This window comes from Pseudomonas sp. fls2-241-R2A-110, from assembly GCF_030209165.1.
GTDB lineage: Bacteria > Pseudomonadota > Gammaproteobacteria > Pseudomonadales > Pseudomonadaceae > Aquipseudomonas.
Genome location: NZ_JARVSN010000041.1, coordinates 18,038 through 39,197, shown reverse-complemented (window position 1 = coordinate 39,197; position 21,160 = coordinate 18,038). Strand labels below are relative to the sequence as shown.

19 protein-coding genes and 1 pseudogene are annotated in these 21,160 nt (G+C 57.6%); 7 read left to right on the top strand and 13 right to left on the bottom strand.

The annotated features are described in order from the left end of the window. The 3 genes from QRN31_RS29190 to lipA all read left to right on the top strand — a co-directional run. Window positions 1-230 (top strand): hypothetical protein (locus QRN31_RS29190; RefSeq protein ID WP_285436245.1); only part of this gene is annotated, 230 nt, incomplete at its 5' end. A gap of 53 nt (window positions 231-283) precedes the next feature. Beyond that, window positions 284-1,540 carry a serine hydroxymethyltransferase gene (gene glyA / locus QRN31_RS29185; protein ID WP_285436243.1) on the top strand — a complete coding sequence of 419 codons (1,257 nt, stop codon included), beginning with the start codon at window positions 284-286 and terminating at the stop codon, window positions 1,538-1,540. A 93-nt stretch (window positions 1,541-1,633) separates the two neighbouring features. After that, complete coding sequence (gene lipA, locus QRN31_RS29180; protein WP_285436241.1) at window positions 1,634-2,626, top strand: lipoyl synthase; 993 nt, start codon at window positions 1,634-1,636, stop codon at window positions 2,624-2,626. A 36-nt stretch (window positions 2,627-2,662) separates the two neighbouring features. Here the strand turns inward: lipA and treS are convergent, their stop codons facing one another. Both treS and QRN31_RS29170 read right to left on the bottom strand, forming a co-directional pair. After that, complete coding sequence (gene treS / locus QRN31_RS29175) at window positions 2,663-4,729, bottom strand: maltose alpha-D-glucosyltransferase (RefSeq protein WP_285436239.1); 2,067 nt, start codon at window positions 4,727-4,729, stop codon at window positions 2,663-2,665. A gap of 327 nt (window positions 4,730-5,056) precedes the next feature. Further along, window positions 5,057-6,463 carry a purine-cytosine permease family protein gene (locus tag QRN31_RS29170; RefSeq protein ID WP_285436237.1) on the bottom strand — a complete coding sequence of 469 codons (1,407 nt, stop codon included), beginning with the start codon at window positions 6,461-6,463 and terminating at the stop codon, window positions 5,057-5,059. A gap of 325 nt (window positions 6,464-6,788) precedes the next feature. Between QRN31_RS29170 and QRN31_RS29165 the strand changes: the two genes are divergently transcribed. The 4 genes from QRN31_RS29165 (at window position 6,789) to QRN31_RS29150 (ending at window position 10,773) form a co-directional block, all read left to right on the top strand. Continuing rightward, entirely contained in the window at window positions 6,789-7,274 is a 486-nt protein-coding gene (locus tag QRN31_RS29165) for a flavin reductase family protein (RefSeq protein ID WP_056740501.1), read from the top strand. A 102-nt stretch (window positions 7,275-7,376) separates the two neighbouring features. After that, the gene (locus QRN31_RS29160; RefSeq protein WP_285436235.1) at window positions 7,377-8,420 is read left to right on the top strand and encodes an LLM class flavin-dependent oxidoreductase; all 1,044 of its coding nucleotides are present in this window, start codon (window positions 7,377-7,379) and stop codon (window positions 8,418-8,420) included. 305 nt (window positions 8,421-8,725) lie between these two features. After that, complete coding sequence (locus QRN31_RS29155; protein ID WP_285436234.1) at window positions 8,726-9,403, top strand: cysteine hydrolase family protein; 678 nt, start codon at window positions 8,726-8,728, stop codon at window positions 9,401-9,403. Window positions 9,404-9,408: 5 nt separating this feature from the next. Continuing rightward, on the top strand, window positions 9,409-10,773 hold the full coding sequence (locus tag QRN31_RS29150) for a purine-cytosine permease family protein (RefSeq protein ID WP_285436233.1): 1,365 nt from the start codon (window positions 9,409-9,411) through the stop codon (window positions 10,771-10,773). Window positions 10,774-10,866: 93 nt separating this feature from the next. On the opposite strand, the gene QRN31_RS29145 is transcribed toward QRN31_RS29150, so the two are convergent. The 11 genes and pseudogenes from QRN31_RS29145 to QRN31_RS29095 all read right to left on the bottom strand — a co-directional run bounded on the left by QRN31_RS29145 (window position 10,867) and on the right by QRN31_RS29095 (window position 21,156). Next, window positions 10,867-11,577, bottom strand: coding sequence for a GntR family transcriptional regulator (locus QRN31_RS29145; protein ID WP_285436231.1), 711 nt, complete (start codon window positions 11,575-11,577; stop codon window positions 10,867-10,869). Window positions 11,578-11,644: 67 nt separating this feature from the next. Next, on the bottom strand, window positions 11,645-12,667 hold the full coding sequence (locus QRN31_RS29140; protein WP_285436229.1) for a proline racemase family protein: 1,023 nt from the start codon (window positions 12,665-12,667) through the stop codon (window positions 11,645-11,647). Window positions 12,668-12,678: 11 nt separating this feature from the next. Next, the gene (locus QRN31_RS29135; protein ID WP_285436227.1) at window positions 12,679-14,160 is read right to left on the bottom strand and encodes an aldehyde dehydrogenase family protein; all 1,482 of its coding nucleotides are present in this window, start codon (window positions 14,158-14,160) and stop codon (window positions 12,679-12,681) included. An 8-nt stretch (window positions 14,161-14,168) separates the two neighbouring features. Beyond that, a complete protein-coding gene (locus QRN31_RS29130; RefSeq protein ID WP_285436225.1) occupies window positions 14,169-15,446 on the bottom strand; it encodes an NAD(P)/FAD-dependent oxidoreductase in 1,278 nt (425 codons plus the stop codon). 114 nt (window positions 15,447-15,560) lie between these two features. Then, on the bottom strand, window positions 15,561-16,442 hold the full coding sequence (dapA, locus tag QRN31_RS29125) for a 4-hydroxy-tetrahydrodipicolinate synthase (protein ID WP_285436224.1): 882 nt from the start codon (window positions 16,440-16,442) through the stop codon (window positions 15,561-15,563). Window positions 16,443-16,464: 22 nt separating this feature from the next. After that, window positions 16,465-17,130, bottom strand: coding sequence for an amino acid ABC transporter permease (locus tag QRN31_RS29120; RefSeq protein WP_285436222.1), 666 nt, complete (start codon window positions 17,128-17,130; stop codon window positions 16,465-16,467). Between the two features lie 10 nt (window positions 17,131-17,140). After that, window positions 17,141-17,812, bottom strand: coding sequence for an amino acid ABC transporter permease (locus QRN31_RS29115; protein WP_285436220.1), 672 nt, complete (start codon window positions 17,810-17,812; stop codon window positions 17,141-17,143). 11 nt (window positions 17,813-17,823) lie between these two features. After that, entirely contained in the window at window positions 17,824-18,645 is an 822-nt protein-coding gene (locus QRN31_RS29110) for an amino acid ABC transporter ATP-binding protein (protein ID WP_285436218.1), read from the bottom strand. Between the two features lie 55 nt (window positions 18,646-18,700). Beyond that, window positions 18,701-19,591, bottom strand: coding sequence for a transporter substrate-binding domain-containing protein (locus QRN31_RS29105; protein ID WP_285436216.1), 891 nt, complete (start codon window positions 19,589-19,591; stop codon window positions 18,701-18,703). Window positions 19,592-20,025: 434 nt separating this feature from the next. Then, window positions 20,026-20,205, bottom strand: a pseudogene (locus QRN31_RS29100) (glycine betaine ABC transporter substrate-binding protein); the annotation flags it as partial. Window positions 20,206-20,226: 21 nt separating this feature from the next. Beyond that, window positions 20,227-21,156 (bottom strand): LysR substrate-binding domain-containing protein, encoded by a 930-nt coding sequence (locus QRN31_RS29095; RefSeq protein WP_285436214.1) that lies wholly within the window; start codon window positions 21,154-21,156, stop codon window positions 20,227-20,229. Window positions 21,157-21,160 lie beyond the last annotated feature (4 nt).

The window sequence follows — 21,160 nt, the reverse complement described above, 5'->3', positions numbered from 1 at the left end:
AAAACGGCACCCTGGACAAGGACGACAACCCGCTGAAAAACGCGCCGCACACCGCCGCGGAAATCGTTGGCGAGTGGACGCATCCGTACAGCCGTGAGCAAGCGGTGTACCCACTCGACACCTTGATCGACGCCAAATACTGGCCGCCCGTAGGCCGGGTCGACAACGTCTTCGGCGACCGCAACCTGATCTGCGCCTGTCCATCGATAGCCGACTATCAAGACGCCTGAAAGCCAACACAGCTCCAGGCCACCTTATTCAGAGAACCACAGAGGATTGCACCATGTTCAGCAAACACGACCAGATCAAAGGCTACGATGACGAACTGCTGGCGGCGATGAACGCCGAGGACGCGCGGCAAGAGCATCACATCGAGCTGATCGCCTCGGAAAACTACACCAGCCAACGGGTGATGGAGGCACAAGGCAGCGGCCTGACCAACAAGTACGCCGAAGGCTATCCAGGCAAGCGTTATTACGGGGGTTGTGAACACGTCGACGTGGTCGAGCAACTGGCGATTGATCGCGCCAAACAGCTGTTCGGCGCCGATTACGCCAACGTCCAGCCACACTCCGGCAGCCAGGCCAACGCTGCGGTTTATCTTGCGCTGCTGCAAGCCGGCGACACCGTGCTGGGCATGAGCCTGGCCCATGGTGGCCACCTGACCCACGGTGCAAAAGTCAGCTTCTCCGGCAAGCTGTACAACGCCGTCCAATACGGCATCGACACCGCCACCGGGCTGATCGACTACGACGAAGTCGAACGCCTGGCCGTCGAGCACCAACCGAAGATGATCATCGCGGGTTTTTCCGCTTACTCCAAAACCCTGGACTTCCCGCGCTTCCGTGAGATTGCCGACAAGGTTGGCGCCTATCTGTTCGTCGACATGGCCCACGTTGCGGGCCTGGTGGCGACCGGGTTGTACCCCAATCCGATTCCATTTGCCGATGTTGTCACCACGACCACGCACAAAACCCTGCGCGGCCCGCGTGGCGGCCTGATCCTGGCCAAGGCCAATCCGGAACTGGAGAAGAAACTCAACGCGGCGGTGTTTCCTGGTGGCCAGGGTGGTCCGTTGATGCATGTCATCGCCGCCAAAGCCGTGTGCTTTAAAGAAGCGCTGGAGCCAGCCTTCAAAACCTATCAGGCGCAAGTGATCCGCAACGCTCAAGCGATGGCCAAGGTCTTTATCGACCGCGGCTACGACGTGGTGTCGGGTGGCACCGACAATCACTTATTCCTGGTCAGCCTGATCCGCCAGGGGTTGACCGGCAAAGACGCTGACGCCGCGCTCGGCCGCGCCGGTATCACGGTGAACAAAAACGCTGTGCCGAACGACCCGCAATCACCGTTCGTGACGTCCGGCCTGCGCATTGGCACGCCGGCCATCACCAGCCGTGGTTTCAAGGAGGCCCAGAGCGTCGAGCTGGCGGGCTGGATCTGCGACATCCTCGATCACCTCGGCGATGCCGATGTCGAGGCTCAAGTCGCCCGGCAAGCCGCTGCAATGTGCAGCGATTTCCCGGTGTACCGCGACTGATCCGCTGCACTGACTATGTGAGAGCGAGCCTGCTCGCTCCCACAGGTTGCGATGCGATCTTGCTTTTCCCACTCGAACAGAAGACCACTACACATGAGCGTACTTGTGGAATCGACTGGCCAAAGCCCGGCCAAAATGGAAGTCGGCATCAAACTGCGCGGCGCAGAAAAGGTCGCGCGAATTCCGGTGAAGATCATCCCGACCGATGAGTTCCCGCGCAAACCCGACTGGATTCGCGTACGCATTCCAATCTCACCCGAGGTCGACCGGATCAAACAGCTGTTGCGCAAACACAAGCTGCACAGTGTCTGTGAGGAAGCCTCCTGCCCGAACCTCGGCGAATGTTTTTCCGGTGGCACGGCGACCTTCATGATCATGGGCGATATCTGCACCCGCCGCTGCCCATTCTGCGATGTCGGCCACGGAAGGCCCAAACCTTTGGACACCGAGGAGCCGATGAACCTGGCAGTGGCCATCGCCGACCTGCGTCTGAAGTACGTGGTGATCACCTCGGTGGACCGCGATGACCTGCGCGACGGTGGCGCCCGTCATTTCGTTAATTGCCTGCGCGAGATCCGCAAGCTGTCGCCGGGCGTGCAACTGGAAACCCTGGTGCCGGATTACCGAGGCCGCATGGACGTCGCCCTCGCGATCACCGCCATAGAACCGCCCGATGTGTTCAACCATAATCTTGAGACCGTACCGCGCCTGTACAAAGCCGCACGGCCGGGCTCGGATTTCGAGTGGTCACTGGACTTGCTGCAGAAATTCAAACTGTTGGTCCCGCACGTCCCGACCAAATCCGGCCTGATGTTGGGTCTTGGCGAAACCGACGAAGAAGTCATCGAAGTCATGCAGCGACTGCGTGAGCACGATGTCGACATGCTCACCCTCGGCCAGTACCTGCAACCGTCGCGCAGTCACTTGCCGGTGCAGCGTTTCGTACACCCGGACACCTTCGCCTGGTTCGCCGAAGAAGGCACCCGGATGGGCTTCAAGAACGTCGCATCCGGCCCGCTGGTGCGCTCGTCCTATCATGCCGATCAACAGATGATAGGGACGAAGACCGGGAACGTGAGTGCTTGAGCTCAGACCGGCCTGAAAGCGCACTGACGCCTTCCCTCAGATCATCGGAGTGCTGCTCACCACCCGCAGGGCCAACCCTTCGTAGGCATCCAGCGTAATGGTGAACTCACCCTCAGGCGTGAGATCACCCTCGACTCGCTCGTTGATGATGTCGACCACGGGGCCCGGCGCAATATTGGGCAGGTGCAAGGTTTCGGTGATCGGCGTCGAGCCGAAGTTCAGCGCGGTGATTTGCGTGCCTTTGCCGGCCGGCAATTCGTGGACCATGATCAGCAGCCCCGGGTGCTGGACATCCGGGATCAGGATCTGGCGACTCGCGGCGATGTCATAGGAGCGCCGCACGGCGAGGATTCTGCGCAGTTGCGAGACGAACGAATCCGGGTCCTTCAATTGGCTGGGCAGGCTGCCATACAACGTCTTCGGACGCGGCATCTGGCCGGCGGACAGCGGCGCCTCCGGATTGAGGTCGACCAGATCGTAGGCACCCCGGTGAATCCAGCGCGTGTCGCCGTCACCCATCAAATGTGCAACCTCTTCAGCCGGCAACGGCAACGCGCCCACCAGGTCCCAGCCTGAGAGTGCGAACACGCCCGGTTGCATGGCGTTGTACATCACCAAGAGCAAATGGACCTGGCGAATCTGCTGGATATCTGCCGTCGAAATCGCGTCCAGATCACGAATCCCCAACGCCGCCGTGATGATGCTGACGGTGGTGCAGGACACGCCGTTGGTGACGAACTTCAAGTTGTAGGGTGCGTGTTCGCCGGACAGACGCTCGTACATCTGCTCGCGAATGTGTTCGCGCAAGATATTGCCGGGGAAGGTCTGGCCCTGAAAAAGGTAAGTGTCGTGGGCGTGCAGCGTCCAGAAATGCACCAGTTCCAGGGTCAACTCGTCGTGATTCTGCAGGGCATGGATCAGCGAACCCGGATCGATGCCCAGGGTGTGCATCTGGCGAAGCATCAAGCGCAGGAATTCGGTATCGCCCATCAGTAACGCGTGTTGGTAGGCCGGTCGGGTGATGAAGTCGTAGGACAGGTCGGCACCGCCGTGGGACATGCTGGCGATGTCGTCGACGGTCAGGTTGAGCTCTTGAAAACTGAAACCGCCAGCCTTGCGGATCGCGCCGGCCAGCAACTGGTTACCGGTGATCGATAACGGGTGGCTTTCAGACCAGGCCGTGCCGTCGAGCTTGCGCTCCACGCCGAGAAATCCGTTGGCGTCCAGGCGCAGGATCTTCGCGCCCATGACGTCAATGGCGTGCAAAGCATCGCCGATGATCATCTGCTGCGCGGCGAAGGTCGGGTCGAGCCAGTTCAGCGACGGCTGCCCTTCCTTGAAGTAATGCAGATAGACCCAGCGTCGCGGCTTGCCATCGACACCGATGACGATCGGTGTCGCGCTCCAGTCGGTTTCCTTGACCCCCGGTTCGAAGAAGATCACTCGCTGCAACTGGCCAACGATGTAGTGCTTGTCTCGCAGCACGTCGACCTGCAACGGGCTGAGGTTTTGTGAATCACGGCCGTCGGCGATGTCCGGCAGCAGAGGCCAGTCCTCTTCGCGGATTTCGACCATGTGGTAGAGGCCCGGATAGTCTTCGTAGGCCATCTCGGCCAGGCGGAAGTCCGCGCCTTTGCCGGTGTGCGAGGGAATAACGTCATCGATGATCACGGCGTTGTGCGCGGCGGCCATGCGCACCAGCGCTTGAAGCTGCGCTTCGGTGCCCAGTTGTGGGTCGATTTCGAAGCTGATGCGGTCGAAGTTGCCGTCAATGGTCGGCGTGAGTCGGGTGCCTGTGAGGCCGCCAGACATTTTCAGCGGGCCGTTGTGTATGCCCTGGATGCCGATTCTTGACAGTGCATGCCACAGGGTTTCGTCGCCCAGGGCTTCGAGCACGGTGCCGTTTTCGCGGGTGACGATGGAGGCCGGGTAGGCGGTGAACCATACGGACGCCAGCGCGGAGGCATCCCGGGGCCGGGTATGGGCATAGGGCTGCTGCCACATCCGACCTTGCCCTGAGTAGAGTTTGGCCCGCTGTCTGGCGGCATGAAGCATCGATTGTTCAACCAACCAGGTCACGTGGTTTTTGTCAGCCGCAGTCATAGAAACAATTACCTGTTGTCTGGGTAAATATCTGTTGGGGCATCGTTCGCTTGTTGGCGTCGGTGGCCACTTCCTTCTTATATGAGGGCCTGGGTTTGTATTCGTTGCATTGAGGGTTGATTGGGGTTGTTTAAACGAGGCCGCCTGCCGGCCAAACTGTTTGCTCAACCCTTGCGCGTGGTGATGGTGATCGTTCCCGGCTCTGCGTGGGAACGATCAACAGCATCGCGAGCAGGCTCACTCCCACCACCCAAAAACGGATATGTACACGACCAAAAAAAAACGCCCGACCAAAGCCGGGCATTCCAAACCACACAAGCAACGTAATCAGTCAGCAAACCCCAACCGCGAAACCCTGCCCTCCTGCACCTGCCCCCGCGTTGCCAGGCAATAGTAAAGCGGACAGGTCACCACCAACCCCACCAACCAGGACAAATCCGCACCGTCCACCAGATTGGCATACGGCCCCACATACAACGACGTATTGGCAAATGGCAGCTGCACAACAATCCCGATGAAATACGCCACAATCGCATGCCAATTGAACCGCCCGTAAATCCCGCCGTCCGCACGGAAAATCGAGGCGATGTCATAACACCCGCGCTTGATCAGATAAAAGTCGATCAAGTTGATCGAAGCCCAAGGCACCAACACCAGCAACAACGCCAGAATCAACCCGATGAACTGCGAAATGAAATCCGCCGAAGCCCCCAACGCCACCACACAGCAGCCCGTCAGCACCACACTCGACAACACCACACGCACCTTGATGCTCGGCGTCCATTGACTGGCAAACGTCTGGATGGAAGTAATGATCGACAGTACCGCGCCATACAGATTCAAGGCGTTGTGGCTGATGATATTGAGCAGAAACAACACCATCAAAATCGGCCCCAACCAACCGGTGGATTGCTTCACCGCTGCCATCGCTTCAGTGCCTTCCGGCGTCGCCAGCACTGCGACCGCACCAAAGGTAAAAGACAAAATGGTGCCCAGGGTTGCGCCCAGGTAAGTGGCGAAAAACGGACGGGCAATCCCGATGTCGGCGGGCAGGTAACGCGAATAGTCCGACACGTACGGCGAAAAGCTGATCTGCCAGATAATGCCCAGCGATACCGTCGCCAGCCAGCCGGACACATTGAAACTGCCGCGAGTGAAGAAGTCCGCTGGCAAATCGTGGGCAAAGATGTAGAGGAAACCGGCCAGCAAGGCACTGCCCATGACCCAGGTCCCGATGCGGTTAAGGGTATGAATGAAGCGGTAACCGATCACCCCGATCGCGGTGGCGCTCAAGGCACCGATAAGGATGCTCGCTGGCACCGGAACCGAAGGCGCAAGGCCGACGATGGATTTGCCGGCCAGCACGATGTTGGAGATGAAAAACCCGACGTAGATGAGTGCGGCAAAGAACACTATCAGCAGCGCACCATAACGACCGAACTGGCCGCGACTCTGGACCATCTGCGGAATGCCCATGCGCGGGCCTTGCGCCGAGGCCAAGGCAATCACCAAGCCTCCCGCCATGTGCCCAAGCGCAATGGCCAGCAACCCCCAGAACAGATTGAGGTGAAACACTTGCACCACCATCGCACCAGTGACGATAGGCAGCGGCGCAATGTTGGTGCTGAACCATAAAGTGAAAAGATCGCGGGCCTTCCCATGGCGTTCCGCGAGAGGGACGTAATCGACCGTATGATTCTCGATCAGGGGGTCTTGCCGGGACATCTGGGACATGTGCATGAACTCGAGTTTGTCTGATCTTATATTTGTATGAAGCCAAACCGGGGGAGCTCTTGGGCCGCCCCTCAGATGGCAGGCATATTATGGTATTCCAACTTTTTCACAAGACTGATCCGGTCTTTTTACGACGATCTGCCCCGCTATTCTGAGTCATACGAGATCGCACTTAATCGTTAAAGCCTCAGCAATCATTGGCCTAAACCAGAATTCAATACGTTTATCGGGCGACAAAAAAAGCCCTTGCAAACTATGTATTACGGTATACCATCAGACCTACAAACACATAAAAACCCGTACCACACCGCCAGAGGACCGTCCCATGATCGATGCCGCCATCTACAAACAAGTAATGGGTTCGTTTCCGTCCGGGGTCACTGTCATCACTACACTCGATGACGACGGACAGATCGTCGGCCTGACCGCCAGCGCCTTCAGCTCGCTGTCCATGGACCCGGCCCTGGTGCTGTTCTGCCCCAACTACAGCTCCGACTCGTATCCGGTACTGATCAAGAACAAACGCTTTGCCATCCACGTGCTGTCCGGCGGACAGCAAAGCGAAGCCTATGCGTTCGCCCGCAAAGGCAAAGACAAGGCGCAAGGTATCGAATGGACCTTGAGCGAGCTGGGCAACCCGATTCTGGCGAATGCCACGGCCGTGATCGAGTGCGAACTGTGGCGCGAATACGAAGGCGGTGACCACGCAATCATGGTCGGCGCGGTGAAGAACCTGATCGTGCCCCAGCAGAACGCCGGTCCACTGGTGTATTGCCACGGCAAGATGGGCGCCCTGCCCGTGCTCGCCTGATTCGACAATACTCAGGAATATTTTTGCGTAGATTGCGAATTCCTAGACTCCAATAAACAGCCTGTCGACAGGCCGACAACAAAAGAATCCGAGGTAAGCGTCATGAAATTTTCGCTGTTCGTGCACATGGAACGTTGGGACGAGAGCGTCAGCCATCGCCAGCTGTTCGAAGACTTGACCGAACTGACCCTGATGGCTGAAACCGGTGGTTTCAGCACCGTCTGGATCGGCGAACACCACGCCATGGAATACACCATCTCGCCAAGCCCGATGCCGCTGCTGGCCTACCTGGCAGCCAAGACCACCACCATTCACCTGGGCGCCGGCACCATCATCGCGCCGTTCTGGCACCCTCTGCGGGTCGCCGGTGAATGCGCGTTGCTCGACGTGATCAGCAATGGGCGTATGGAAGTCGGCCTGGCCCGTGGCGCTTACCAGGTTGAGTTCGACCGGATGGCCGGCGGCATGCCTGCTTCGTCCGGCGGTCAGGCACTGCGCGAGATGGTTCCGGTGGTCCGTGCGCTGTGGCAAGGCGACTACGCCCACGACGGCGATATCTGGAAATTCCCGACGTCCACCAGCGTGCCAAAGCCGATCCAGAAGCCCAACCCGCCGATGTGGATTGCCGCTCGCGACCCTGACTCCCACAACTTCGCCGTGGCCAACGGTTGCAACGTCATGGTCACGCCGCTGATGAAAGGCGACGAAGAAGTCCTCGACCTGAAGAACAAGTTCCAGACCGCGTTGGACAACAACCCGGACGTGCCGCGCCCGCAACTGATGGTGCTGCGTCACACCCACGTCCACGCCGTCGATGACCCGGAGGGCTGGAAAGTCGGCGCCAAGGCGATCTCGAAGTTCTACCGCACTTTCGACGCCTGGTTCGGCAACAAGCAAACACCGGTCAACGGTTTCCTGGCACCGAGCCCGGAAGAAAAATTCGCCGAGCGTCCGGAGTTCCAGCTGGAGAGCCTGCACAAGACCGCCATGATCGGCACGCCGGAAGAAATTATCCCGCGCATCAAGTATTACCAGGAACTGGGCGTCGACGAATTCAGCTTCTGGTGCGACAACAGCCTGCCCCATGCGGAAAAGAAAAAATCCCTGGAGCTGTTCATCAAACACGTGGTCCCGGCGTTCCGCTGAGTCCACCCTTGCGCCCCCGGATGCGAAGCCCGGGGGCTGACTGACGTGTAGGGTCGATTGCAATGTTCAATAGTCGCCGCCCATCACCCGCCCTTCCCTCCAGCGCTGCGCAGGCTTATCTGCGCGGCGAATGGACGGCTTCGCATATCCATCTCAAACGTCTGCGTGCCAGCGTTTCCGCCAAGCAGAACGGCTTCTGGCAAATAGTTAACTGATCAATCCGAACAGAAACCCACGCACCTCACGTCCCGCCATGGCGAACGTCTGCGGTGCATTGTGCTTCGGCTCATGATCAGGTTTGCCCAATGAACAATAAAAACGCGCTGTTGATCATCGACATGCAACAGGAGGACGGTTTCGTCCTGGAAAACATCGACACCGTGGTCGCCAATACGGCGGCACTGCTCGATACCGCCCGCCTTGCACAGGTGCCTGTGATCTTTACCCGCCACATCAATCAGGCCGACGGCAGCGACATGCCGCGCGGCGAACCCCGGGCGACCGACGGCGGCCCGAGCAGCTATCGCGCGGGCACCCGGCAAGTGCAAATCCTCGAACGCCTGGCCCCACAGCCAGAGGAATGGGTGCTGGATAAAAGTCGCTACAGCGCCTTTCACCGCACCGACCTCGATTCCCGACTCAAGACGCTGGGCGTCGACACGCTGATCATCAGTGGCGTGTTGACCGACGTCTGCGTGCTCAGCAGCGTGTTCGATGCTTTCGCCCTGGGCTACCACATCCGCCTGGTCAGCGACGCTTGCACCACCACGACCCAATCAGGCCACCATTCGGCCCTGTTGATCATGGCCAACTGGGTCTATTCGCTGGAAATCCTGAGCACCGAGCAATGCCTGCGAGCCCTTGAAAACCTCGAGTACGTGAGCCTGACCCCGGGGCGGCCGGACTTCTTTGCCCACCAGCCTCATGAGTTCGAAAGCACCATCGCCCGCTTCCAGTCCCACCTCGCCCGGACTCAGGAGTAATCGCCATGCAAGTCGAAAAAAGAAGCATCGATTTCATCCCTGAGTCCGAACGCCACGGCCACCCCGGCTCGCTGTTTTTCATTTGGTTCGGCGCCAACATGAACATCACGACCATTGCCTGCGGCGTGCTGCCGGTGGTCATGGGGCTCAATCTTTTCTGGAGCGCCCTGGCGATGATCATCGGCTCGCTGCTGGGAGCGATTTTCATGGCCTCGCATTCTGCCCAAGGCCCCAAACTGGGCATTCCGCAAATGATCCAGAGCCGCGCGCAGTTCGGCGTTCTCGGCGCCATCTTGCCGCTGCTGTTCGTGATGTTGATCTACCTTGGGTTCTTCGTCAGCAACACCCTGCTCGCCGCCCAGGCGCTGGCGTCCGTCAGTCCGTTGCCGGCGACCGGCAATGTCTACCTGATCGGTGCCTTGTGCTTCGTTGTCGCGCTGTATGGCTATCGATTGATCCACCGTTTGCAGAAGTGGCTGTCGCTGCTCTCGCTGGGGGTATTTTTCGCCGCCACGCTGCTTGCATTGCAATTGCCTATACCCGCTGAACAATGGCTGCCGATGGGGTTCTCGCTCTCGAAGTTTCTGGTAGCGGTCAGCATCGCGGTGACCTGGCAGCTGTCGTACGCCCCGTATGTCGCGGACTATTCACGCTACCTGCCGAGCACGACATCCACGGCAAAAGTGTTCTGGTACAGCTATGCCGGCACCGTCAGTGGCGGCGCGTGGATGATGATCCTCGGCGCGATCCTGAGCGTCGGCATCGGCGACTTTTCCAGCAATGTCGGCGGCCATGTCGCCGGATTATTCGGCGCTGGCGCGGTGTTGTTGTTCGCCTTCATCCTTTATGGCCAGGTGTCGATCAACGTCTTCAACCTGTATGGCGCCTTCATGTCGACCATCACGGTGATCGAGCCCTTCGCCCGGTTCAAGGTCACGCCACGGGTACGCGGCGTGTTCATGCTAGTGATCAGCCTGGTCGCCACGGCGCTGTGCACCATCGGTCAGGACGACTTCATCAACTTCTTCCTCAACTTCATTTTCTTCATGAGTTATTTCCTGATCCCCTGGACGGCGATCAATCTGGTGGACTACTACTGCCTGCGCAAAGGCCAGTACCGGATTGACGATATCTTCGACCTCAACGGCATGTACGGGCGCATCAACTGGATCGCGTGTGGCAGTTTCCTGCTGGCCATCGCCCTGCAAATTCCGTTCATGAACACCACGTTATACGTGGGGCCGGTGGCCACTGCGCTGGACGGTGTGGACGTGGCCTGGATCGTCGGGCTGCTGGTTCCGGCCTTGAGTTATTACGGGTTAATGAGGCTGGGCAAACGCACGCTGAAGGTGAATCCGCTGTCCAGCTAGCCATTGAAAAGTACAACGCCGGCTCATGGCCGGCGTTGTACTTTCAGCGAAGGGATCGACGGTTGATGATCAAGCAGCGACTCTGCCGCTCCTTTACTTCACCGACACAGCACTCGTCAGGTTTTGCTGCATATAGGCAAGAAAGCGTCGCTGGAAAAGCATCGTATGCTCGTGAGCGGCTTGCTCGGCCTGATCGGGATTGCGTGCAGCGATGGCGTCGATGATTTCATCATGGTCGCGTCCCAGCCGCGTGGTCGTGCTCGCGGCACTGATGATGTAGTCAAAATGCAAATGCGCGAGTCTTTGGCCCTCTCCCAACAGTTTCTCGTAGTAGCTGATGAAATAGGGATTCTTTCCTGCCTGGGCAATGGCAATGTGAAAGGCCTTGTTCGTCTCCGACATTGCCTGAAAATCCCCCGAGGTCACTGCATCGAGATAGGCCGCATCAGCCGAGCGTATCCGCTCCAGATCTTCCTCGTCGTGCTGAGTCGCTGCCAGCCGCGTGACAGCCCTTTGAATAAGATCGAGCGCGGAAATATAGTTTGGAAAATCTTCAATCTCGAACGGCGTTACCAGCGTTGTCCTGTTAGGCAGGATAGTGACCAGCCCCTCACTGATGAGTCGTGCCAGGGCGTCCCTTACCGGCGAACGGGAAAGTCCGAACTGCGCAGCCAATGACACCTCATCCAGCGGAGATCCTGGTTTGAGCTTGAGTGTCAGTATTTGTTTACGAAGCTCTTCGTAGATATAGCGCCCACCATGGCGTTTGACGCTTGCGTTGGTCTCTGGGGTATCGTTGCTCATTGAGTAGCTCTCAGGGAACGGGCTGGTCGTTTGGCCGGACGTAAGCCTAACACCGGCCATCATTCAGTTAGAAACCTTCGCCCCAAGTGTCGCTCAGCATAAATCCATCAGCGAGCGGATCATCAGGGTCGACGCCAATCTGATGCATGCCATACACCCATGCTCGGCCGGTGACTCTGGGCAATACCGCGGCCCGATCTCCAACTTCCGTCAAACCCAGAAGTTCGACCTTGAACTCGCCGCCAATGGTTGAGCGAGAGGTCAGTTGATCGCCCGGCACCACTTGCCCACGGGCGCTCAGGGTGGCCAGGTTCGCCGAACTGCCAGTGCCACAGGGTGAGCGATCTACCCGACCAGGGGGCAATGTGGTGCAGGTTTGCCAGGTGAATTGATCGATGCGGTTGCGGAACATCACGTAGGCGACCTCATTCAAACTATCGATCAGCGGATGCTTCACCGACACCTGTTCGTTGATGATGCCTCTCAAGCGCACACCCGCATCGGCAAGTTCTCGGGCCTTGCCGGGCTCGATACTCAGCCCCACCTGCTCGACATCGATCAGGGCGTAATAAACGCCCCCAAAAGCGATATCCGCTTTGATGGGACCAAACTCGTCGGTCTGTATGACAACATCCAGATGCTCCACAAACGAGGGCACCATATCCAGCGAGACACTCACACAGCGGCCATCTGCACAGTGCGCACGTGCGGTGACCAAGCCGGCTGGAGTATCCAGCACGACCGTCGTATACGGCTCCTCCATCGGCAGGATGCCGAGTTCAAGCAATGCCGTGACAACGCAGATACAGTTACTGCCCGACATCGGATGGGCCTTGTCAGCCTGCAAAACGATGAAGCCTGCCTGAGCCTCGGGCCGTGTCGGCGGCAGTAACAGATTGACCGACATCTGCAGACATCCACGCGGCTCCAGCACGACCAGGCGACGAAGGCTGTCATCGACCTCGTTGATGTAGTTCATCTTGTCGAGCATGGTCTTGCCGGGGATGTCGAGGACACCCCCGGTGATGACTTTGCCAATCTCACCTTCGCAATGCACATCGACCAATTGAAGCGTTTTCTTCCAGCGCATGACGCCCTCTCTTACTTGATGTACCAACCCCAGGGTTGATCGCTGTCGTATCGGGTGATCTGTTTGGTTTCGAGGTAGTTGTTCAACCCCCATTCACCTAACTCCCGACCGATACCGCTTTGCTTGTATCCACCCCAGGGTGCCTCGGTAAACGTCGGTTGCGAGCAATTGATCCAGACGATACCGGCGCGCAGACGGCGTGCGATCCGCTCTGCGCGAACCAGGTCTTTTGACATGACTGCCGCCGCCAGACCGAACCGCGAATTGTTGGCACTTTTAAGCGCTTCGACTTCATCGTCGAACGGGCGTACGCAAATCACCGGGCCAAAGATCTCTTCATTCCATAACCAGCTGTCGACTGACACGTCCGCAAAGATAGCGGGAGTGATGAAATACCCCGATTCGCAATGCGCCGGCTTCGTGCCACCGTACAGCAGAGTGGCGCCTTCTTCCTGGCCGCGTGCAACGGCTTGCAGAATCTTGTGGTATTGACCGCTGCTGACCAAAGGCCCGAGCAGCACGCCTTCCTTCAATCCGTCACCAATGCTGAGTTTGCTCGTCTCCTCGACCAGCCGTTTCAGCAAAGGCTCGTATAGGCTGCGTTGTACCAACACCCGCGAGGTGGCTGAACAGACCTGACCCTGATTCCAGAAAATGCCGAACATGATCCATTCGACAGCCGCTTCGATATCAGTGTCATCAAAAATGATAAAAGGTGATTTACCACCCAGCTCAAGACTGATGTTTTTGATGTCACGCGCCGCCGCTTGCATGATTTTGGAACCGGTCGGGACACTGCCGGTAAACGCGAGCTTATCGATGCCCGGATGTTCGCTTAGCGGAGCGCCTGCATCAGGCCCCAATCCGGTCACTACGTTCAGCACACCTGCCGGCAGACCTGCCTCGTGTGCAATTTCAGCCAACTCCAGCGCTGTCAAAGGCGTGAGTTCGGAAGGTTTGAGCACCATGCTGCAACCGGCAGCCAACGCAGGGGCCACCTTCCAGGCGGCCATCAGCATTGGGAAGTTCCATGGAATGATCGCACCAGCCACACCCATCGGTTCCTTGCGAGCGATGCTGCTGAAACGCTCATCAGCAAGGTTGATGCGCTTCTCTTGCTGAGCATCGAGTTCCTCTGCGAGGTCGGCATAGAAATCGAAGCACCCCGCCGTATCACCAATGTCCCACTGAGCCTCCGGCAGAGGCTTGCCATTGTCACGCACCTCAAGCTCTGCAAGAACGTCAAGGCGGTCCCGGATACCCGTTGCGATGCGGCGTAAAACGGCTGCTCTTTCGGTGCCAGCCATCAGCGGCCAAGGGCCCTCGTCGAAGGCTCTGCGTGCCGCTTTTACTGCCAGGTCGACATCTGTCGCCGTGGCTGCAGCAACGTGCGCAATGACCTTTTCATGACTGGGGTCGATGGTTGCGAAAGTGCCGCCCAAGGCAGGTTTTACCCATTGGCCGTCAATATAGAGATGGTCGTAGGATTTCATGATTTACCTCAGTTGAACGCAAAGCGTTTGGCGCTGAAAGGAGTCAAGTCTTGGGCCGGTTGGCGCCCTGCGACCATGTCGGTGATGAGGCGTGCGGTGGTTGCCCCCAGTGTCAGTCCGAGCTGGCCATGGCCGAATGCAAGGAAGACATTCTTGAGGCGCGAGCTCCTGTCGATTACAGGCTTTGTGTCCGGCAGAAACGGCCGATAACCAATGCCGTATTCGATGTCGTCAAGTCTTAGCTGTGGAAGGATTTTGCGGGCCTTTTCCAGAATGATGTCGGCCCGTTTGAAATTTGGCTCGGCGTTAGGGCCGGAGAATTCGATGGTGCCGCCGATCTGCAATCCTCGCGTCATCGGTGCGAAACAGAAACCGCCGTCGGCATAGATCACCGAATGACGTACTTCCACGCCCGAATGCGGTAACAACACCTGATATCCGGCAATGCCGGCCAGTGGCACCGATCCGCCAATCTGCGAGAAAAACTGACTTGAACCGGTGCCCGCAGCGATGACGACGTGGTCAGCTTTGTAACGATCTCCATTGACCAATGTCACGCCGTTGGCGCGGTCAGAAACCTCGTCGATCTTTTCGACCTGACCACGAACGCGGACGCCTCCTTGCTCGATGAAGCTTTGTGTCAGGGCGGCGATGAATCCTTTGGTATCACTGACCGCGCGCCAATCAGGGAACAATAAACCGTGGCTGAATTTTCCAGCCAATGCAGGTTCCAGATCCGATATTGCCGCACGATCCAGCACTTCAGACCTGAAACCCAGGGATCGACGCAGATCCATATGCCCCCCCTCTTGGGCTAACCCTTCAGGGGTGTCAAATACCTCAATGATTGGCCGTTCGCCCATCAACGTTTTGTCTGCGCATCGCTCCAGTAACGGCGCGTAGTCTTCGTAGACGTGGTGAGTCAATGTCGCCATCTCATTGGCGATTTCGACGATGCGCGAATGACGAGCACAAGCAACGAAGCGCAGGAACCACGGCAAGATTCCAGGCAGAGCGCTTGGTCGAAGCGCCAGCGGCCCCTTTTGATCAAGCAGCCAGACAGGTATTTTCTTGAGAATGCCCGGCTTGGACAGCGGGATAACCTCACTCACCGCCATCTGCCCACAACTCCACTTGGCGGTGCTGTCGCCCGGTGCTTGAGGGTCGACCAAGGTGACTCGATAACCTTCGCGTTGCAGATACAAAGCGCAGCACACCCCAACGATGCCACCGCCAATGACGACGGCCGTTTCGCCATTGATGGTCTGATGGGTTGGCGGTTGCATAGTGTTCATAAAGACTCTCGATTAGCGCGGAACCTGCAGGCATGAGTCCATCATGGACATTCATCAGTGACTGAAGAATCCGCATCAGCGCTTATCGCCGATGCGGGATAGATCTCAGCCCTGAAGCCTCTCGAACTCTTTGCGGAATTCGGCTTTTTCGTCATTGGTCAGTGGCAACAACGGCATGCGGGCGATACCGACGTTGAACCCGGCCAACTCGCAGCCATACTTGACCTTTTGAATGAATTTGCCACTTTCCAGGTTGTTCATCAGTGGAAACAGCGAGCGTACGATTTGCTGGGCTCCTGCGAGTTGCCCGCTGACGTAGTTTTCATAGAACGCCACGATTTGCGGTGCCAGGAAATTCGCTGGTGCGCAGATCCAACTGGTGGCGCCCCATAGGAAAAAGTCCAGAGCCTGATCATCAGAACCGCACGAAAGCTGGATTTTCCCCTTGTAGCGGTCATCGATTTCAATGGCACGCAGCAAGTTGCCTGCGCTCTCTTTGATGGCAATGACCCGGTCATGGTCCTTGAGTGCATCCATGACGCTGTATCCCACCTCCACATTAGTGCGGATCGGGTAGTTGTACAGAACGATGTTTACGTCGGGCACCGCGTCGAGAATTGCGTTGTAGTGCCCGATGAGTTCGTCTTGAGTCGGGATCGCGTAATACGGCGGAGCAATCAGCAAATTGCTGTATCCGGTATCCCGCGCCTGCTTGACCTGCTCAATGACTTCGCGGGTACAGGCGCCATTCGCACCGGCAATCAACATGACGCGATCATTGGCGACCTCTCGAACGGTCGCCATCACCTGACGCCGCTCCTCATTGGTCAGTGCGTAGTATTCACCGGTTGAACCCAAGGGAACCAAGCCGCCTACACCCTGCTTGATTTGGTACTCGACCAAGGACGCCAACACGTCGTAATCGACTGCGCCATTTTTATCGAACGGGGTCACCAGGGCTGGCATGATGCCGTTAAGTTGCTGCATGGGAGAATCTCCAGTGTGATTGTCAGTATGCGTAGCGTTTGAGCATCCGGGTCTCGACCACCCCAACCAGTCGGGTCAGGGGGAACGCCACCAGGAAATAGATCACCGCCACCGCCGATAAAAACTCCACCGGGCGGGCAGTGCTGTTGGAAATGTTTTGTCCTACGAACATCAGATCAGCGATGCCGACAGATGAAATCAGCGCACTCTCCTTGAACAGGCTTACTACGTTGGAAAGAAGCGGAGGCACCGCTCTGAGAAGCGCTTGCGGAAAAATGACGTAAAGCACCTTGTTCCACTGGGCGACACCCAGGGCCGTACAGGCATCGTGTTGCTCGCTGGGAATGGATTTCAGCGCTCCACGAAATGTCTCGCTGGTAATGGCCGTCATGTACAGGGTCAACGCCAGCATCACGCAGACGTAAGGCGCAACGGATATGCCGAACACCACAGGCAGGCAGAAAAAAATCCAGAACAATTGGATCAACAACGGCGTGCCGCGAAAGAGCTCGACATAAAGCCCTGTGGGAATGCTGATAAAGCGGTTTTTCGAGAGGCGCAAAAGGCTCAATAGAAAGCCAAGCGCACTGCCCAACACCGCGCAGCTGACCGTGAACGCCAGCGTCAGCGCGAGCCCTTTCGCCAAGACCTGCCAGTAAGAAAAGACCACCGTAAAATCAAGCTGCATGACGATCTCCTCAGCGCGCGAGCGCAGTGTCCTGACGACGTTCGATCCACTGCACCCATTGCGCGATGGGCAGTGAAAGCGCGAAGTAGATCAAGGCAATGAGTGAGTAAGTTTCCAGTGGGCGATACGCTTCAGTGGCAATGCTCTTGCCGACGTACATCAGGTCAGCAACAGCCACGATGGCGACCAGCGCACTCTGTTGAAGTATCGAGATGCCATTAGTCATCAACACCGGCAATGCGGTACGAACCGCTTGCGGCAAAATCACATAGATCGTTCGCTGCCACGGACGCAGACCCAGCGCTACACAGGCGTCTTCGTGTTCCCTTGGAACAGCCTGCACACCCGCCCGATACGCTTCAGCATTGAACGCGGTGAGATTCAGGCCCAAGGCAAGCACGCCCATGGTGATGGGGTCGATGAACACGTTGAACAGCATCGGCAAGCAGTAGAAGAACCACACGATCTGCAGCAGTGCTGGCGTGCAACGGAAAAACTCAATGAACAACTGAGCGGGCCAGCGGATGAAAAACCACCGGTTAAGCGTCAAGAGACAAAGCCCAAACCCCAGCACCAGACCCACCACGTTCGATATCAAAGCGAGCTGCAATGTGACCTTCAAGCCATTCCAGAGCGCTGCGGCATTACCGGTCAGAAAGTGAAAATCGAATTCATAGTTCATGGACACGAGCCTCAATCCAGGTGCAGGACTTTTTCCAGGAACTCGCGGGTTCGCGGCTCCCTGGGCTTAGTGAAAATCTGCTCTGGCGGCCCTTGCTCCACTACTTTTCCGTTGGCGCAGAACACAACACGCGAAGCGATGCTGCGGGCAAAGTGCATGTCGTGCGTGACAATGATCATGGCCATTTTTTCTTCAGCCAATTGCATCATCACGCTCTGCACTTCGGTGACCATTTCGGGATCGAGCGCCGAGGTGACCTCATCGAAGAGCATCAGCTTTGGCTCCAGCATCAAGGCGCGGGCGATTGCCACTCGCTGTTTTTGCCCGCCTGATAGCTGACTCGGATAAACATTCAGTTTGCTTTCCAGGCCCAGTCGAGCGAGGAATACACGCGCTTTTTCTGTCGCCTGAGCCTTGGAAAGACCATGCACTTTCATCGGTGCAAGAATCAGGTTGCCCAAGACCGAAAGATGCGGGAACAGGGTGTAGTGCTGGAAAACCATACCGACCTGAGCCTGCAATTTTGCATCCAGAGGCTTACCGGCCCCTCGGGCTGAGCCGTCAATGTACGGCTTGCCCCGAAAGAAGATTTTGCCTCCCTGAATACTCTCAAGCCCCATCATGACCCGCAGCAACGAACTCTTGCCGCTACCGCTCGGGCCAATGATCACCAGACGATCATCCGAGCGCATGTCGAGATCCAGGTGATCCATCACCACCAAGCCTTCGCCATACGATTTGTACACATCACGCAACTGGATAAAGTCGCCCTTGGCCGAATTAAGGGTGAGCGAATCCTGCGGCTGAGCAGCCACCAGATAAGGAGCGGTCATAGAACTGTCTCCAGGAGAACGCTAAATCAAAGCCGTTCTCGGGATCGTCGAAAAATTACTGAGGGGTTTTATCGCCAGCGTTGGCGAGTGCAGACGCCTTATCAACAAGCGCGGAGATCTCGCCTGTTTCTCGACGTTGCGTGAGATAGATATTCAGGACTTGCAGGTCAGACGGTGTGGCATTACGCGAAAGACCGAACGCCACTCCCTGCTTTGCCAAGGCGGGCACGGGCAATACTTCCTTCGTCCAGTCAGGGTTGGCGATTGCGAAGAGATGGTTCGTATCGCTGGCATCGACCAGCACATCCGCGCGTTTGGACATCACGGCCAGGCGTGTTTCGTCCATACCAGGAAGACGCATGATCGTGGCGTTCTTCACCACTGCAGTGATTGCTTTATCTGCCGCCGTGCCGGACATCACGGCCATCGAAACGCCTGGCTTATCGTAGTCGGCCACAGCATTGCCCGCGCCTGCAAATTTCGGATTGTCTTTGTTGGTCAGAAGCGAAATCTGGTAGTCGGTTGCTGGAACCGAAAAGGTCACCGCCATCGCACGCTCGGGTGTCTGATTCAGGGCCATGGCCAAATCCCATTTGCCGCCTTGAAGCCCCGCCACCAGGTTGTCCCAGTTCGTGTCCACGAACTCAACCTTGACCTTGAGAACCCTCTCGCCGAAGTCACGGCACAGATCCACAAAGTAACCGCTGTATTGACCGGAACGCGCATCGCGCATGACGTACGGTGCAGCCACCGCGGCCCCGCAACGCAGCACACCTGCCTTCTGAATGCCTTGCCAAAGTGTCGAATCTGTTGCGTTCGCAGGCGCTTGGGCTAACAACGCACCAAGAAAAGAAACGCCTACGAGCATTTTGCGGAGGGTGGAAGAGAAGAGCCGTGTCATGTTGACCTCACCGATATTTAGTTTTTCTTGGGCAGAAAGGTTCAAGCGTTTAAGCTGAGCGCGCCATCATGTATGCAGCGCTGTATGCAGAGTAGATTTGAACGAATTGATGTGTCAACAGGGCTCGTGAATTTTTTGCCATGGAGTGATTGACGGTAAGTGGTGCAATTGAGGCGAGTGCCGGACGAATGGCCGTGCAGGACGGAAACACAGAGGGGCTGCGAGTGCAGACCCTCTTTAAGAACAGCACGTGCGCAAGCTGCAGTGCTTGTGAGGCCAGAAAGTCATTGAGCGGGAAAAGGAATGCGCAGCACGGCATGCGATTCAGACTGCGTGGTATCCGAGCTGGAAGGCGCCGGTCGTTCAACAGCCACTTTCGTCAATATCAGCCTTTCGCGACGAACAGCGTTCGCCCTATAGCTGCCGGTGAAGCGACAAGTCACATGCCGCCCCGGCCAATTAGTTTTCCGCCCGACCAATCAAGGTTGCCGACTGCTGACTGGCTGCCCGCCTTTCTCGAACATCGCTTCGAAACGAGGCTTGTTGGCCGCGTAGTAAGCGGCCACAGCCTGGTCAGAAGAGTTTTGGCGCGCCTGTATCATCAGCGCTTCGAGGTCAGCCTGGGGAATCGAGTAATGGGCGAAGAAATAGGCCATTTTTTTACCTGTTTTGGCTTTTGATCAGGAAACGGAATTGGCATTGATACCGTCCATGCTTGGGCCAGCACGCTCTTGAACGATCAACTCTCGCAACGTATCGAGAAACAGCTTGAGCACCGGCGAGTCATCGTCTGCGCGGTAAGTGGCGTACAACGGCACCTCCGGCAACGCCGGCGTCAGGCGGCGGAACACCAGCCCGGCCGGCGCCATCTGCTCGATGGAGGCTGGCAATAACGCCACGCCGAAACCGGCCCGCACCAGGCTGAGCAAGGTTTGAACCTCGATCACCTGTTGGCGGATTTGCGGGGTGAATCCGGCCTTTATGCAGCACTGAAAGAGAAAATCGGCAAACCGCGACTGCTTCAATTCCAGCGCCACAAAAGGCTCCTGCGCAAGATCCGCTGGCGCCAGGGTTTCGCGTCGGGCCAAGGGATGATCATGGGGCATGACCACGCGAATCGGTTCGTAGATCAGCAGTTCATTGCGTAGTTGAGGATCGTCATAGCCGACCCGAAACACACAGGCATCGATGCGTTTTTCCTTCAACGCCATGACCTGTGCCGCCGGCGTCATTTCATGCAGACGCCATGACACCTGAGGATAACGCTCGCGAAACAGGTGCAGGGCCCGTGGCAGCACGCCCACCATCACCGAACTGATCATGCCGATTTCCAGCTCACCCAACTGCCCCCGACCGGTCTGGCGTGTCAGGTCCAGCGCGCGGTTCAGTTGTTCGAACACCAGCGGTGCCTGTTCCTTGAGCATGTGTCCGGCCGCTGTCAGCTCGACCCGGTGATGACTGCGCTCGAACAGCGGCGTCCCCAGTTCTTCTTCCAGCAGACGAATCTGCTGGCTCAAGGGCGGCTGGCAGATGTGCAGGCGCGTGGCAGCCCGGCCAAAGTGCAGCTCTTCGGCAAGGGCCATGAAATACCGCAGTAATCGCAGGTCCATGCCG